We start from the raw sequence: 13026 nt of genomic DNA on the forward strand, positions 1-13026 counted from the left end.
GCCTTGAGCGGGGCGCTCATGGGTGGCAAGCACAGGCGCTAAGATCAGGCGTTTTACTTCATTTGCTAAGTTGTTCAGCCTCACCGGAGACGTCAGTCCATGACCCGTTATCAGCATATCCAGGTTCCCGAGCAGGGCGAAAAGATCACCGTCAATGCGGACAAGACCCTCAAGGTGCCCGATCACCCGATCATTCCTTTCATTGAAGGCGACGGCGTGGGGCGTGACATCACGCCAGTGATGCTGAAAGTGGTGGATGCCGCGGTGGCTCATGCTTACGGTGGGCAGCGCAAAATCCATTGGATGGAGGTGTTTGCCGGCGAAAAAGCCACCCACCTGTATGGCCCGGATGTCTGGTTGCCTGAGGAAACCGTGGAGGTCGTGCGCGACTACCTGGTGTCCATCAAAGGGCCGTTGACCACCCCTGTAGGGGGTGGGATCCGTTCGCTCAACGTGGCCTTGCGCCAGGAGCTGGATCTTTACGTCTGCCTGCGCCCCATCCAGTATTTCAAGGGTGTGCCTTCGCCGCTCAAGGAGCCTGAAAAGACCAATATGGTGATCTTCCGCGAGAACTCGGAGGACATCTATGCCGGCATCGAGTTCGAGGCCGGCAGCGACAAGGCCAAGCGCCTGATCAAGTTCCTGCACGACGAGTTCGGTATCACCAAGATCCGTTTTCCTGAAACCTCCGGCCTGGGCATCAAGCCGGTCTCGCAAGAGGGCACCGAGCGCCTGGTGCGCAAGGCCATCCAGTACGCCATCGACAACAACAAGCCCAATGTGACCATCGTGCACAAAGGCAACATCATGAAGTTCACCGAAGGCAGCTTCCGCGAATGGGCCTATGAGCTGGCGGCCAAGGAGTTCGGTGGCGAGTTGATTGATGGGGGCCCTTGGATGCGTGTGCCCAACCCCAAGACGGGTGGCCAGATCGTGATCAAGGACAGCATCACCGATGCGTTCCTGCAGCAGATCCTGCTGCGCCCAGTCGAGTACAGCGTGGTGGCCACACTCAATCTCAATGGGGACTACATCTCGGATGCCGTGGCGGCTCAGGTGGGGGGCATCGGCATTGCGCCCGGGGCCAATCTGTCGGACACCGTGGCGATGTTTGAAGCCACGCACGGCACGGCGCCACGCTATGCCGGCAAGGACTACGTGAATCCAGGTTCAGAGATCCTCTCGGCCGAGATGATGCTGCGCCACATGGGCTGGAAAGAAGCCGCAGACCTCATCATCCGCTCGCTGGAGAAGGCCATCCTGAGCAAAAAGGTCACCTACGACTTTGCCCGCCTGATGGAGGGCGCAGTGCAGGTCAGTTGCTCGGGTTTTGGTCAGGTCATCATCGACAAGATGCAGGAGTGACGCCGCCTGCCGGGCGCCAGTGCGCCCGGCGTCTTGGATATGTTTTAGCGCTGACGGGCCTGAATGAGTGGCCCCGATATCAGGCCTTGATGAGCACGGTTTCGTCGATCTTGTTGGCCAGTTGAGCAATGGCCAGCGCGGCGGGGCTGTTGGGGTTGTTGATGGACAGCAACTGGCGGCGCATCACGGCATCACGCACCGAAGGGTCGGCTGGAATGTCACCCAGGTGGATCAGCCGCACCGGCCGGCCGGTGTCGGTGCTCACGAAACGGTCCAGCACCTGCTGCAGCTGTCCGGTGATGGCGCGACCATCACCAGGACGCACGGTCTGGTTGATGATCATGCGCACCTGACGGCGCTTTTGCTGCATCGACAGCACCTTGATGGCGGCGTAGGCATCGGTCAATGAGGTGGGTTCTGGCGTGGCCACCAGCAAGACTTCTCCGGCCAGCGAGACCGCAAACAGCACCACATCGGAAATGCCGGCGCCGGTATCCAGCAGCACCACGTCGAAGCGCGGCAGCAGGCTGCGCAGAACGCGCACGAACTCATCGCGCACTTCGGGTGTCAGGCGTGAATATTCGACCATGCCCGAGCCAGCCAGCAACACGCTGAAGCCGCCAGGGGCCTTGACAATGGCCTCGTCCACGGTGGCCTTGCCTGTGAATACGTCGTGCAGCGTGACCTTGGGATGCAGGTTCAGCACCACGTCAAGGTTGGCCAGGCCCAGGTCAGCATCCAGCACCAGCACACGCTGGCCACGACGGGTCAGGGCGGCTGCCAGATTGGCCGCGACAAAGGTCTTGCCGACGCCGCCTTTGCCGCTGGTGATGGCCAGGACCTTGGCCGACACAGCTTCCGCAGGGGTGGGTTTCAGCGCTTCGCTCATCTGTTCACTTTCGGTTGGCGCTGTCGGCCGGGTCACTTTGATCGGTTGAAGTTCCAATGCCGTCCTGATTGTGGACGTCATAGAACAGCAATCCCTTTTCTTCTGCACTCACCGTGCTGTCTGGAGGGAAATCCAGGCAGACACGGTTGCGACCCTCCGATTTCGCCCGATACAACTGGTGGTCAGCCCGCTCGATCCAAAGTGAAATCGGCGATCGGACCCAGGGCAGGGTGAACGACCCTCCAATGCTGACGGTCACGTTGATGGCCACGCCCGGGGCGATGGTGATGGGCGTGGATTCCACGATAGATCGGATGCGCTCGGCAACGGCTCGCCCGAACGCCGCCTGGCAGCCCGGCAGCACCACGGCGAACTCTTCGCCCCCATAGCGGGCCAGGGTGTCCATGGGGCGCACACAATTCGCCAAGGTGTTGGCCACCGATTGCAGGACGATGTCGCCCGCAGGGTGGCCGTATCCGTCATTCACCAGTTTGAAGCGATCGATGTCCAGCATCAACAGCAGCGCTGATTCACCCGTCCGGGTCACTCGGTCGACCTCGCGTTCCAGTACGGCACGAAATTGGCGTCGATTGGCCAGTCCGGTCAGCGGGTCTTTGAGTGACAGCTCACAAAGGCCGTCAATCAGATGCTGCAGATAGCCTGTGGGGCTCTCTGATGCAGGGTGGTGCAAATCCTCATCTTGTGCCAGCAACGCCAGGGCGGTGTCGAGACGAAGACTGCTGAGGTCAATCGGTGCAGGAGCCTGGGAGGGGGACACGAGTGGAGGACGGACAAGAGTTTTGCGAAGTTTAACAGTACGCCCTTCGGCGCTAAGTGACAAATTGTGGTGCTTATTGCCCACTTTACCCATTTGACGACAAGTGATGCAGTGCTGTCAGTGTTTCCAGATCGGTTCGATAGGTTTTCAGCAGCGGTCCTTCTTTGAGGCATCCGGCACGCCGTAAAACAGTATCAACTGGTAATTTCAGTCCGCTGATGACCAGCGTGATGTCGCGCTCATGCAGCATCAGCATGATCTGCTGAAAGGCTTCCACGCCGGTCACGTCAATGCGGTTGATCGGCTGGGCATACAGGCACACGCACTGCGTGTCCGGGTGGCGCGCCAGGTGGTCGACGATGTTGCGCTCCAGTGTGCTGGCCGAGGCAAAGTCAAGTTCGGCGTCCATGCGCAGGGCATACAGGTGGGGCGCCAGCGGGGGCAGGTGCCACAGATGGCGGTCACGAAGGCTGCCGTCGGCGTGCAGGCCGACCTCGATGATGCGGGGGTGCAGGCGCTGATACAGGAAATGGGTCAGGCTGGCCACCAGGCCAGCCAACACCCCCCAGTAAAGCTGAGGTGCGGTCACCAGTGTCAGCACAAAGGTGGCGCCGGCGGTCAAGGCCTCGACCTTGGAGATCTTCCAAAGGCCGATCAGCTGCATCGGACGTACCAGATTCAAGACCGCCGCCACCACGATGGCCGCCAGCACGGCTTGCGGTACGTGGTACATGTAGGGGGTCAGGAACAACAGCACCACCACCACCAGCATGACTGAGAACAGGGTGGCCCATCCGGTTTTGGCGCCTGCATACAGGTTGATGGCCGAGCGCGAGAACGAAGCACTGATGGGAAATGAGCCGCTCAAGCCCGAGGCGATCTTGGCCAGGCCCTGGCCGATCAGATCCTGGTTTTCATTCCATTGCGTGCCCCCGCGCTGGTTTTCGACCTTCGCACTGGAGGCGGTCTCCAGAAAGCTGATCAGCGTGATCACCAGGGCTGGCATCACCAATTGTGAAAAAGCGTTCATCGACAGGCTGCCTGGCCAATACAAGTGGGGCAGGCCGGAGGGCAGGGCACCCACCACGGCGCCGCCCGACTGGGCAAAGCCAAGGCTGGCGCTGAGGACGCCGGCCACCACCACGATGAGCATGGCCGCCGGCCAGCGCGGTAGCCAACGTTTGGCCAGCAGCAGGGCCGCCAGAGAGCCGGCGCCGAAGCCCAGCGCGATCAGGTCATGCTGGCCCAGCGCCAGCCAGTCATGGCTGTCGGGCTGCAACCCAGTCAGGGCGCGCATCTGCGAGCCCAGGATCAGCCAGGCGGCTGCTTGTGTGAAGCCGGAGAGCACCGGTGAGCTCACCAGGTTCAGCAGCCAGCCGAAGCGCCCCAGACCCAACAGCAGTTGCAAGCCCCCCGACATCAGGGCCAGCCAGACTGCCAGCGCCACCCAGGTGTCGCTGGCCGGTTCGGCCAGGCCGGACAGCGACGCCCCGATCAACAGGCTGCTCAGGGCCGTCGGGCCCACGCCCAGGCGGGTCGATGAACTCCATAACACGGCCACCACCGCCGGCACGATCGAGGCATAAATCCCTGTGATCAGGGGCATGCCAGCCAAAGCGGCATAGGCCACGCCCTGCGGCAGCAGCATCAGCCCCACCGTCATGCCCGCGGCAAATTCGCCCAGCAGGGTTTCACGGGATGGCCGTGGCCAATTGAGGAATGGGAACAGGCGATGCAGGCGGTCGTTTTTCACAGCGGCTTCCGGGCTCGGTGACTGCCTCATGGCGGGCAGTGCGGGGGTGTTTGGCGTTGAAGCTACCACAAGCGACGGCGAGCAGCAGGGGGCGGCATGCGGCGATAACATCGGACCATGACCGATTCAAGCCCCGACTCCCGCGATCCGATCACCCAACTGATCCATCACCCCTACCAGCCGCCAGCAGGTTTTCAGGCGCCTCAGCCGGCTGTGCACAAAGCCTCGACGGTGATTTTTGCCGACACCGCGGCCATGCGAAACCGCGACTGGCGCAGCCGCACAGGCTACACCTACGGCCTGCACGGCACGCCCACCACTTTCACGCTGGAAGAGCGACTGTGCCAGCTGGAAGGCGGTCTGCAATGCCTGCTGGTGCCCAGTGGTCTGGCCGCCCTGGCGAACGTCGCCCTGGCGCTGCTCAGCCAGGGCGACGAGATTTTGATTCCGGACAACGCCTATGGCCCCAACAAGGCCCTGGCCGAGGGGGAGTTGGCCCGCTGGGGGATTGCCCACCAGTGGTACGACCCGTTGAGCCCGGCCGATCTGGCCGCCCGCATCGGCCCACGCACCCGACTGGTCTGGCTGGAGGCGCCTGGCTCCGTCACGATGGAGTTCCCGGACCTGCCTGCCCTCACTGCGATCTGCCGTGAGCGCGGTGTGATCAGCGCGCTCGACAACACCTGGGGCGCCGGCTTGGCGTTCAAGCCTTTCGATCTGGGGCCCGGTTGGGGTGTGGACATCAGCGCGCAGGCCCTGACCAAGTACCCCAGTGGCGGTGGCGACGTGCTGATGGGCAGCGTCATCACCCGCGACGAGGCCCTGCATCTGCGCCTCAAGGGCACCCACATGCGACTGGGCCTGGGCGTGGGGGCCAACGACGTCGAGTCGGTGTTGCGCTCACTGCCGAGCATCGCCCTGCGGTATCAGGCGCATGACCAGGCGGCCCGCACCCTGGCCGGGTGGCTGCAATCCCAGCCGGCGGTGGCGCAGGTGCTGCATCCGGCCCTGGAGGGCGCGCCGGGGCATGGTCATTGGCAGGCGCTGTGCGGCGCCCAGGGTCAACCCGCCCTGGCGGCGGGCCTGTTCAGCGTGGTGATGGACGAGCGCTACAGCGCAGCGCAGGTCGACGGATTCTGCGACGCGCTGCGCCTGTTCAAGCTGGGTTACAGCTGGGGCGGTCCCATCAGTCTGGTGGTGCCCTACCACCTGTCCAGCATGCGCAGCCGGCCACAGGCCCACCTTCGCCCCGGCACCGTGGTGCGCTTTTCGATTGGCCTGGAGGCGGTGCAGGATCTTCAGGCCGACTTGGCGCAGGCGCTGGCCTCGCACTTGTCGGGCCGTTGAGCGATTTGCGGCCGGGTTGGTAGTTTCCTGAGTACCGCGGCAGGCCCTGCCGGGCTAGCCTGCTCATTGCCCCGGGCATCCCGGGCCATCGAAAGGAAACCTCCGCCATGGCCGCACCCCTGCCGCACCCTGACCTTCAAGGGCCCGCCGCCACCCCTGCACCGGTGGACGGCCCGGATCACCACCCCGACAGCGCAGAAGCCGACCGCCTGATACTGGCCGCGCTGCGATGGACCGATCCCCTGCGCTGGTTGCAGCGTGGCGCGCTCGATGTGGCCGCTGCGCCGGGCATTGCTCTGTTTTATGGGCTTTGTTTCTGGGGCATGGCCTTGTTGCTGGGCTGGGTGTTCCGCAGCAGCCCCGAATACACCATGTCGATCGCCTCGGGCTGCCTGCTCGTGGGACCCTTCATGGCCATGGGCCTATACGACGTGAGCCGCCGCCGCGAAAGCGGTCAGCGGCCTGAATTGGGCCTGTCCATCACCTGCTGGGACCGACATCTGGGCAGCATGGCCATGCTGGTGTTGGTCATGATCGTGCTCGAGTTGCTGTGGGGGCGCGCCTCGCTGGTGGTGTTCGCGGTGTTCTTCAATACCGGAATGCCGTCCACCACCGGGGTCATCGACGCGATCTTCAACCCTGACAACTGGGAGTTCGTGGCCGTCTACGCGGTTGTCGGTGGCGTGTTCGCCAGCCTGGTCTATTCGATGGCGGTGGTGTCCATCCCCATGATCCTGGACCGCGACACCGACGCCATCACGGCGGCCATCACCAGCCTGCGGGTGGTGTTCACCCACACCGGTGTCATGCTGTTATGGGGGGCGCTGATCACCGCGCTGGTGGTGGCTGCTCTGTGGCCCTGGGGGGCCGGTATCGTCCTGGTGGGGCCCTGGCTGGGGCATGCCAGCTGGCATGCCTACCGCGGTGCGGTGCACTGGCCGGCCGAGTCGGCCAGCGGCACTGCGCCCACTGCGGGTTGAGTGGCGTCCGGCGGGTGTTACAGTGGACTTCAACTCGATAAGGAGAACCCGACTTGGCAACACCGAATTACGGCTACGAAAAGCGTCAAAAAGAACTGGCGAAAAAGCGCAAGAAAGAAGAAAAACTCAAGGCCAAAGCGGATCGCAAGGCCCTGGGGCTGCCGCCAGAGGCCGACGAGCCTGACGACGCTGACGAAGCCAGTGCCGAGGCCCCTGCGCCGGGCGCAGCGCCCCAGGCTTGAGCCGGTCAGGCTGCAGTCCTTACTTCAGCAGTCGGCGCAGTTCGGGCCACACATTGGCCAGCATGCGGGGGTGCGCCTCCTCGCGGGGGTGGATGCGATCGGCCTGGAACAGGCGTTCAGCATCTGGCCCATCGGCAATGCCCTTCAGCAGAAACGGCACCAGGGCGGCCTTCTCGGCCGCGGCCACCCGGGCAAAGGTGCGCGAAAAATCCTCGGTGTAGGCGGCCCCATAGTTTGGGGGCACCTGCATGCCCACCAGCAAGACCCGGGCGCCGGCTTTCTGGCACGCGCGCACCATCTGGGTCAGATTGTCCTCGGTCATCTTGATGGGCAGGCCCCGCAAGGCGTCGTTGCCCCCCAGTTCGATCACGACCACTTGCGGCTTGTGCTGGGTCAGCAATGCCCCCAGTCGAGCTCGACCGCCCGAGGTGGTGTCGCCACTGATGCTGGCGTTGATCACCTGGAAGCGCTGCTTTTCAGCCTGGGCTTTCTCGGCCAGCAAGGCCACCCATCCACTGCCGCGGCGCAATCCGTACTCGGCACTCAGCGAGTCGCCAAGCACCAGCACCGTCGGTACCGTGGCGGCTTGGGCCTTCATCAGGGCGCCACATGACCCCGCCAACATCAGACTGGCGCCGCTCAGGATAAAGTGGCGCCGAGCACCCCCCCTGGCTGGCATTGCCAGTTGCATCTTCATTGCATTCAACACGCCCCACCTTTCATGTCTGAAGCCCTCTCGCCAGCGATCGTCTCGGTCGAACACATCTTCAAGTCGGTCACCGATTCCACGGGCACGCTGGACATTCTGCGTGACATCGATTTCCGACTGGCGGCCCGGGAGACTGCCGCCATTGTGGGGGCCTCAGGCTCGGGCAAAAGCACCTTGCTGTCGATCATGGCGGGCCTGGACACCCCCTCGCAGGGCACGGTGCGCCTGGACGGTCACGATCTGTTCGCGCTGGATGAGGACGCCCGGGCCGCGTTGCGGGCCCGGCGGGTGGGTTTTGTGTTCCAGAGCTTTCAGCTCATGGGCAACCTCACGGCGCTGGAAAACGTGATGCTGCCCCTGGAGCTGGCCGGCCGGCGCGATGCCCGATCCGCGGCGGCCGAAATGCTGCGCCATGTGGGCCTGGGCCAGCGCCTCGGGCATTACCCCCGCGTCATGTCGGGCGGCGAGCAGCAGCGCGTGGCGTTGGCACGCGCCTTCGTGGTCGAGCCTGCGGTCCTGCTGGCCGATGAGCCCACCGGCAGCCTGGACTTTGCCACGGGCGACACCGTCATGAAGCTGATGTTCGAACTCAACCGCGAGTTCGGGACCACCCTGGTGTTGGTCACCCATGACCAGGCGATTGCAACGCGCTGTGAGCGCCGCATCACGATCGAAGCCGGTCGGATTCAGCCCGCTGGCGTTTGAACGGCGCACTGCGGGGATAATCGGGCCCCATGTCATCCCCCAAAGTGCTGTTCGGCTTTCACGCCGTGGGCGTGCGGCTCAAGACCGCGCCCCAGACCATCATCGAAATCTACTTCGAGCCCACGCGCCGTGATGCGCGCATGCGCCAGTTCCTGGACCGCGTGCGCGAAGCCGGTGTGCGCCTGATCGAGGCCGACGGGCTGCGCCTGGCCAAACTGGCCGGCAGCCACGGCCACCAGGGCGTGGCCGCCCGGGTCGAGGCCGTGGCCCAGGTCAAGTCGCTGGACGACCTGCTCGACCAGATCAAGGAACCTCCCTTGCTGCTGGTGCTTGATGGCATCACCGATCCGCACAACCTGGGGGCCTGCCTGCGGGTGGCCGACGGGGCCGGTGCGCATGCCGTGATTGCGCCCAAGGACCATGCCGCCGGCATCAATGCCACCGTGGCCAAGGTGGCCAGTGGCGCGGCCGAGACCGTGCCGTACTTCATGGTGACCAACCTGGCGCGCACGCTGGGTGAGCTCAAGGAGCGCAGCATCTGGTGCATCGGCACCAGTGGTGACGCGCCCAAGACCCTCTACCAGGTGGATCTGAAGGGCCCGACCGCCCTGGTGCTGGGCGCCGAGGGGGATGGCATGCGTCAACTCACCCGCAAGACCTGCGATGAGCTGGTCAACATCCCCATGCACGGCGCGGTGGAAAGCCTCAATGTGTCGGTGGCCAGCGGCGTGTGCCTGTACGAGGCGCTGCGCCAACGCCTGTGATGGCGTCCGATCCGGCCGCGGCCCTGGCAATGGGGCTGGCTCAGGTGCGCGGCTGGCTGGCCGACGCGCCGAGGGTGGCGGTGCTCACCGGGGCTGGGGTCAGCGCAGAGTCGGGTGTTCCGACCTTCCGTGATGCTCAACAAGGCCTGTGGGCGCAGTTCGATCCGCAGCAGCTGGCGACGGAAATCGGCTTTCGCGCCGACCCGGCCACGGTCTGGGACTGGTACCGCTTTCGCCGCGAGGCCATTGCCATGGTGGCGCCCAATGCCGGGCACCGAGCCCTCGCGGCCTTTGCCCTCACCCATCCAGGCCGCCTGACCCTGATCACGCAAAACGTCGATGGCCTGCATCAACGTGCCGGCAGCCCCGATGTGCTGTCCTTGCATGGGCAGATTTTTGAAGATCACTGGCTGGGCGGCCCCGGCCCAGCCTGCTCGCAGGCTCACCCCATGGGGGTGCCTTGTGAGCCGTCAGCGCTGGCGCCCGGTCACCCGCCCCATTGCACGGTCTGTGGGCGCCTGGTTCGGCCCGGTGTGGTCTGGTTTGGCGAGTCGCTGCCTGAGGCCCCATTGCGTGCGGCCGAGCAGGCTGCCACGGCGTGTGATGTGATGCTGGTGGCAGGCACGGCCGGTGCGGTCTACCCGGCGGCCGGCTTGGTGTTCACGGCCCGTGAGGCCGGAGCCCGGGTGGTGGTGCTCAACCCGCAGCCCACCGAACTCGATGCCCTGGCTGATGTGCTGCTGCGCTGCACCGCGGCTCAGGGCCTGCCCGCCTTGCTGGACGGGCTCTGAGCCAGGGCGATTGGCAGGGCGATTGGCAGGGTGATTGTGCTCAGGGCTTGGCCGGAATCGGATCCAGGCCGGTCTGGCGGATCGCCGGTGCCGCCTCGGCAGAGGACAGGTAGCGCAGCAGCGCCTTGGCTGCTTCGGGCTCGCGTGCTTCGGTGGTGATGCCGGCGGCGAAGATCGTCACTTCCTGCACCTCATCGGGCAGGGTGCCGACAAAGTCCAAGCCCTCGATGGGCAGCAGTTCACTGACCTGCTGGAAGCCGAGTTCAGCATCGCCCCGTGCCACCACACTGCCCACGCGTTCACTCACGATGCGCCGGGCCTTGTCCTTGATCTGATCAGCCACCCCCAATTGCTTGAACAGCACTGTGGACAGGTAGGTGCCGCTGGCACTGGCCGAATAGGCGATGGAGCGGGCTTGCAGCAAGGTGTTCTTCAAGGCTTCCACGCTGCTGATGTCGGGTTTGGGCGTGCCCTTGCGCACCGACAGTCCGATCAGCGAGCGACCGAGGTCCACCCGGCTGCCAGGCCGCACCTGGCCGGCGGCCACCAGGGCTTCCAGGGCCGGGACTGACAGGATCACCACGTCGGCCGGCTCGTGGCGGGCCAGCCGGCTGGGGATGGAGTCGGGCGCCCCTCCCAGCGAGGCGCCATAGCCCGAGACCACTTGATCGCCCGAGGCCTTTTCGTAGCCCGGCACCAGTTGTTTGTAGGCGGCGGTGAAGCCACCCGAGCTCAGCACATGCAGCTCGGCCGCCAGCGCCTGGCCGCACAGGGCGGCCCCCAGGCTCAGGGCGGTGATCCAGTGGCCGGCTTGTCTCCAGAGTTTCTTGTGATTCATGGCTGTGACCGTCCGGGCTCAGTCTTCACGCATGTTCGAGGCCTTGGCAATCGGTGCCAGGCGGGCCTTTTCCGCGTTGATGAACTTCACGAAATCGGCGCGGGTGCCACCGGCAGGGTCAATGCCCTGGGGGATCAGTCGGGCCCGCAGCTCAGGCGATTTGACCGCCGCGTCGATGGCCCGGTTCATGCGGTCCAGGATGTCTTCCGGCGTGCCTTTGGGGGCGAACACGCCCGACCAGTGCCCGATGAAGATGTTCGGGAAGCCTTGCTCCTCGGCGGTGGGAATGTCGGGCATGGCGGCGATGCGGCGGTTCCAGGTCGAGGCCACGGCCTTCAGCTTGCCCCCCTTGATCTGCGGCAGCACGACCACGCTGGCTTCGGAGGTGGCATCCACCTGCTTGCCCACCACGGCGACCACGCCTTCAGAGCCGCTCTTGTAGGGCACGACCTGCAGCTTGGCGCCATTCTTCTTGAGCATCTCGGCAACGAAATGGGGGGTGCTGCCGGTGCCGGCGGTCGAGAAGTTCAGGCCCGGGCCTGTCTTGGAGGCCGCCAGCAGGCCCTTCAGGTCCTTGATCGGCGAGTCAGCCGGCACCACGATCACCGAGGGGCTGACGGCCATCATGGCCACCGGCACCAGATCATCTTCCTTGTAGGGCATCTTGGCCTTGATCATGGCGTTGGTCACCACACCGGCCGCCGGGGCCAGGAAGGTGTAGCCGTCCGGGGCCGACTTGGCCACGATATCGGCACCCAGCACCGAGCCTGCGCCCGGCTTGTTGTCGATGATGATGGCCTGGCCCAATTGGCGTGCCGTGGCTTCGGCCACGGCTCGGGCCACCAGGTCGTTGGCACCGCCCGGCCCGAAGGGCACCACAAAACGAATGGGTTTGCTGGGCCAGGTGTCGGCCTGGGCGCTCAGGCTGCCCAGGGCCAGGGCGGTGGCACCCAGCCAGCCGGCGATGCGGCGGCGAGAGATCGGGTGAGGCGTGGCAACGGAATCGGTCAACAACATAGGTCTCCTTGTGGGCCCCCTGGCCACCGTGGCGCGGGGCGGGCTGGTTTGGCATGGCCGGCGATTGTCAGCCCAGTTGCAAGTTTCGTAAATTGCAATACTTGCAGGTATTGGTGCATGAAACGAATCAATGGCGGGCCTGGGGACTGATCACTGTAGCTCTCGTCATTCGTCCTAAGCCGACGTATCGAGCGGCAGGAGCCGGTCCACCGCGTCCCGTAGCCGCCAGCTGAGACGCGGTTGGAGCAGTTGCGACGGACGCCCGATGGAAAGTGTGTATGAGCTGATGGCCTGCCAACGCCTCGTGCGGGTGTGTAGCTAACGTCGTCAGCATGACTCCCACCTTGTTACGAGCCGGTTCATATCGTCTATTTTTCTTCTCTCGCGAAGAGCCCAGAATTCATGTTCATGTTCAGCACCCCGATGGTGAGGCCAAGTTCTGGATCACGCCAGCGGTGCATTTGGCGGAAAATAGAGGTCTGTCTTCCACCCAGTTGAATCAGGCCAAATCGATGATTGAGGTCAATTTGCAGGAGATCCACCATGCATGGCGCCATCACTTCGGGGTGTGAAGTCACCCATGTCTCGACACAAAGCCTTTCGTTGCGCGTCGGTGAGGAGCATCTGACACTCAGCTTCAGCGATTTCCCTTGGTTTCAGCGGGCCACGGCCATCCAGTTGGCCGACGTCCAATGGCCTTCCTCGGATCACCTCTATTGGCCCCAGCTGGACATCGACCTGTCCTTGGAATCCATTCGCGAGCCCGAGCGCTTTCCACTGGTGTCGCGGGCCTGATGAGGCTGGTCTGACAAGGCTGCTCTGATCGGTTGGGGCCCGCGCTGGGCCCC

15 protein-coding genes are annotated in these 13026 nt (G+C 64.5%); 9 read left to right on the plus strand and 6 right to left on the minus strand.

The window, feature by feature from the left end:
* The first annotated feature begins 99 nt into the window (after positions 1-99).
* Positions 100-1365 carry an NADP-dependent isocitrate dehydrogenase gene (gene icd / locus AC3WUT_RS07305; protein WP_492346407.1) on the plus strand — a complete coding sequence of 422 codons (1266 nt, stop codon included), beginning with the start codon at positions 100-102 and terminating at the stop codon, positions 1363-1365.
* 79 nt (positions 1366-1444) lie between these two features.
* Here icd and AC3WUT_RS07310 read toward each other — a convergent pair whose 3' ends face one another.
* The 3 genes from AC3WUT_RS07310 to AC3WUT_RS07320 are packed head-to-tail and all read right to left on the minus strand — an operon-like array spanning position 1445 to position 4815.
* Positions 1445-2254 (minus strand): MinD/ParA family protein, encoded by an 810-nt coding sequence (locus AC3WUT_RS07310; protein ID WP_492346408.1) that lies wholly within the window; start codon positions 2252-2254, stop codon positions 1445-1447.
* Between the two features lie 4 nt (positions 2255-2258).
* A complete protein-coding gene (locus AC3WUT_RS07315) occupies positions 2259-3125 on the minus strand; it encodes a GGDEF domain-containing protein (protein ID WP_492346409.1) in 867 nt (288 codons plus the stop codon).
* The gene (locus AC3WUT_RS07320) at positions 3118-4815 is read right to left on the minus strand and encodes a SulP family inorganic anion transporter (protein WP_492346410.1); all 1698 of its coding nucleotides are present in this window, start codon (positions 4813-4815) and stop codon (positions 3118-3120) included. The genes AC3WUT_RS07315 and AC3WUT_RS07320 overlap by 8 nt, the downstream gene beginning before the upstream one ends.
* Positions 4816-4902: 87 nt before the next feature.
* On the opposite strand from AC3WUT_RS07320, the gene AC3WUT_RS07325 reads away from it, so the two are divergent.
* The 3 genes from AC3WUT_RS07325 to AC3WUT_RS07335 all read left to right on the plus strand — a co-directional run bounded on the left by AC3WUT_RS07325 (position 4903) and on the right by AC3WUT_RS07335 (position 7354).
* Positions 4903-6132: a PLP-dependent transferase gene (locus tag AC3WUT_RS07325; protein WP_492346411.1), complete on the plus strand. Its 1230-nt coding sequence runs from the start codon at positions 4903-4905 to the stop codon at positions 6130-6132.
* Between the two features lie 107 nt (positions 6133-6239).
* On the plus strand, positions 6240-7112 hold the full coding sequence (locus AC3WUT_RS07330) for a DUF2189 domain-containing protein (RefSeq protein WP_492346412.1): 873 nt from the start codon (positions 6240-6242) through the stop codon (positions 7110-7112).
* A 53-nt stretch (positions 7113-7165) separates the two neighbouring features.
* Positions 7166-7354 carry a hypothetical protein gene (locus tag AC3WUT_RS07335; protein WP_492346413.1) on the plus strand — a complete coding sequence of 63 codons (189 nt, stop codon included), beginning with the start codon at positions 7166-7168 and terminating at the stop codon, positions 7352-7354.
* Positions 7355-7373: 19 nt separating this feature from the next.
* Here AC3WUT_RS07335 and AC3WUT_RS07340 read toward each other — a convergent pair whose 3' ends face one another.
* The gene (locus AC3WUT_RS07340; protein ID WP_492346414.1) at positions 7374-7952 is read right to left on the minus strand and encodes an arylesterase; all 579 of its coding nucleotides are present in this window, start codon (positions 7950-7952) and stop codon (positions 7374-7376) included.
* A gap of 123 nt (positions 7953-8075) precedes the next feature.
* On the opposite strand from AC3WUT_RS07340, the gene AC3WUT_RS07345 reads away from it, so the two are divergent.
* The 3 genes from AC3WUT_RS07345 to AC3WUT_RS07355 are packed head-to-tail and all read left to right on the plus strand — an operon-like array spanning position 8076 to position 10323.
* Complete coding sequence (locus tag AC3WUT_RS07345) at positions 8076-8768, plus strand: ABC transporter ATP-binding protein (protein WP_492346415.1); 693 nt, start codon at positions 8076-8078, stop codon at positions 8766-8768.
* 29 nt (positions 8769-8797) lie between these two features.
* Positions 8798-9532 carry a 23S rRNA (guanosine(2251)-2'-O)-methyltransferase RlmB gene (gene rlmB / locus AC3WUT_RS07350; RefSeq protein WP_492346416.1) on the plus strand — a complete coding sequence of 245 codons (735 nt, stop codon included), beginning with the start codon at positions 8798-8800 and terminating at the stop codon, positions 9530-9532.
* Positions 9532-10323: an SIR2 family NAD-dependent protein deacylase gene (locus tag AC3WUT_RS07355; RefSeq protein WP_492346417.1), complete on the plus strand. Its 792-nt coding sequence runs from the start codon at positions 9532-9534 to the stop codon at positions 10321-10323. The genes rlmB and AC3WUT_RS07355 overlap by 1 nt, the downstream gene beginning before the upstream one ends.
* A gap of 40 nt (positions 10324-10363) precedes the next feature.
* On the opposite strand, the gene AC3WUT_RS07360 is transcribed toward AC3WUT_RS07355, so the two are convergent.
* Both AC3WUT_RS07360 and AC3WUT_RS07365 read right to left on the minus strand, forming a co-directional pair.
* Positions 10364-11161 (minus strand): substrate-binding domain-containing protein, encoded by a 798-nt coding sequence (locus tag AC3WUT_RS07360; protein ID WP_492346418.1) that lies wholly within the window; start codon positions 11159-11161, stop codon positions 10364-10366.
* 18 nt (positions 11162-11179) lie between these two features.
* Positions 11180-12178: a Bug family tripartite tricarboxylate transporter substrate binding protein gene (locus AC3WUT_RS07365; RefSeq protein WP_492346419.1), complete on the minus strand. Its 999-nt coding sequence runs from the start codon at positions 12176-12178 to the stop codon at positions 11180-11182.
* 332 nt (positions 12179-12510) lie between these two features.
* Between AC3WUT_RS07365 and AC3WUT_RS07370 the strand changes: the two genes are divergently transcribed.
* Both AC3WUT_RS07370 and AC3WUT_RS07375 read left to right on the plus strand, forming a co-directional pair.
* A complete protein-coding gene (locus tag AC3WUT_RS07370; RefSeq protein ID WP_492346420.1) occupies positions 12511-12750 on the plus strand; it encodes a DUF4160 domain-containing protein in 240 nt (79 codons plus the stop codon).
* Entirely contained in the window at positions 12722-12973 is a 252-nt protein-coding gene (locus tag AC3WUT_RS07375) for a DUF2442 domain-containing protein (RefSeq protein WP_492346421.1), read from the plus strand. The genes AC3WUT_RS07370 and AC3WUT_RS07375 overlap by 29 nt, the downstream gene beginning before the upstream one ends.
* The last annotated feature ends 53 nt before the right edge of the window (positions 12974-13026 follow it).

Source organism: Curvibacter sp. EU05-FHT14A10 (assembly GCF_058791075.1).

Coding starts and splice junctions, on each gene's coding strand:
- icd (WP_492346407.1), top strand. CDS start 100: ATGACCCGTTATCAGCATATCCAGGTTCCCGAGCAGGGCGAAAAGATC.
- AC3WUT_RS07310 (WP_492346408.1), bottom strand. CDS start 2,254: ATGAGCGAAGCGCTGAAACCCACCCCTGCGGAAGCTGTGTCGGCCAAG.
- AC3WUT_RS07315 (WP_492346409.1), bottom strand. CDS start 3,125: ATGGGTAAAGTGGGCAATAAGCACCACAATTTGTCACTTAGCGCCGAA.
- AC3WUT_RS07320 (WP_492346410.1), bottom strand. CDS start 4,815: ATGAGGCAGTCACCGAGCCCGGAAGCCGCTGTGAAAAACGACCGCCTG.
- AC3WUT_RS07325 (WP_492346411.1), top strand. CDS start 4,903: ATGACCGATTCAAGCCCCGACTCCCGCGATCCGATCACCCAACTGATC.
- AC3WUT_RS07330 (WP_492346412.1), top strand. CDS start 6,240: ATGGCCGCACCCCTGCCGCACCCTGACCTTCAAGGGCCCGCCGCCACC.
- AC3WUT_RS07340 (WP_492346414.1), bottom strand. CDS start 7,952: ATGAAGGCCCAAGCCGCCACGGTACCGACGGTGCTGGTGCTTGGCGAC.
- AC3WUT_RS07345 (WP_492346415.1), top strand. CDS start 8,076: ATGTCTGAAGCCCTCTCGCCAGCGATCGTCTCGGTCGAACACATCTTC.
- rlmB (WP_492346416.1), top strand. CDS start 8,798: ATGTCATCCCCCAAAGTGCTGTTCGGCTTTCACGCCGTGGGCGTGCGG.
- AC3WUT_RS07355 (WP_492346417.1), top strand. CDS start 9,532: ATGGCGTCCGATCCGGCCGCGGCCCTGGCAATGGGGCTGGCTCAGGTG.
- AC3WUT_RS07360 (WP_492346418.1), bottom strand. CDS start 11,161: ATGAATCACAAGAAACTCTGGAGACAAGCCGGCCACTGGATCACCGCC.
- AC3WUT_RS07365 (WP_492346419.1), bottom strand. CDS start 12,178: ATGTTGTTGACCGATTCCGTTGCCACGCCTCACCCGATCTCTCGCCGC.
- AC3WUT_RS07370 (WP_492346420.1), top strand. CDS start 12,511: ATGACTCCCACCTTGTTACGAGCCGGTTCATATCGTCTATTTTTCTTC.
- AC3WUT_RS07375 (WP_492346421.1), top strand. CDS start 12,722: ATGCATGGCGCCATCACTTCGGGGTGTGAAGTCACCCATGTCTCGACA.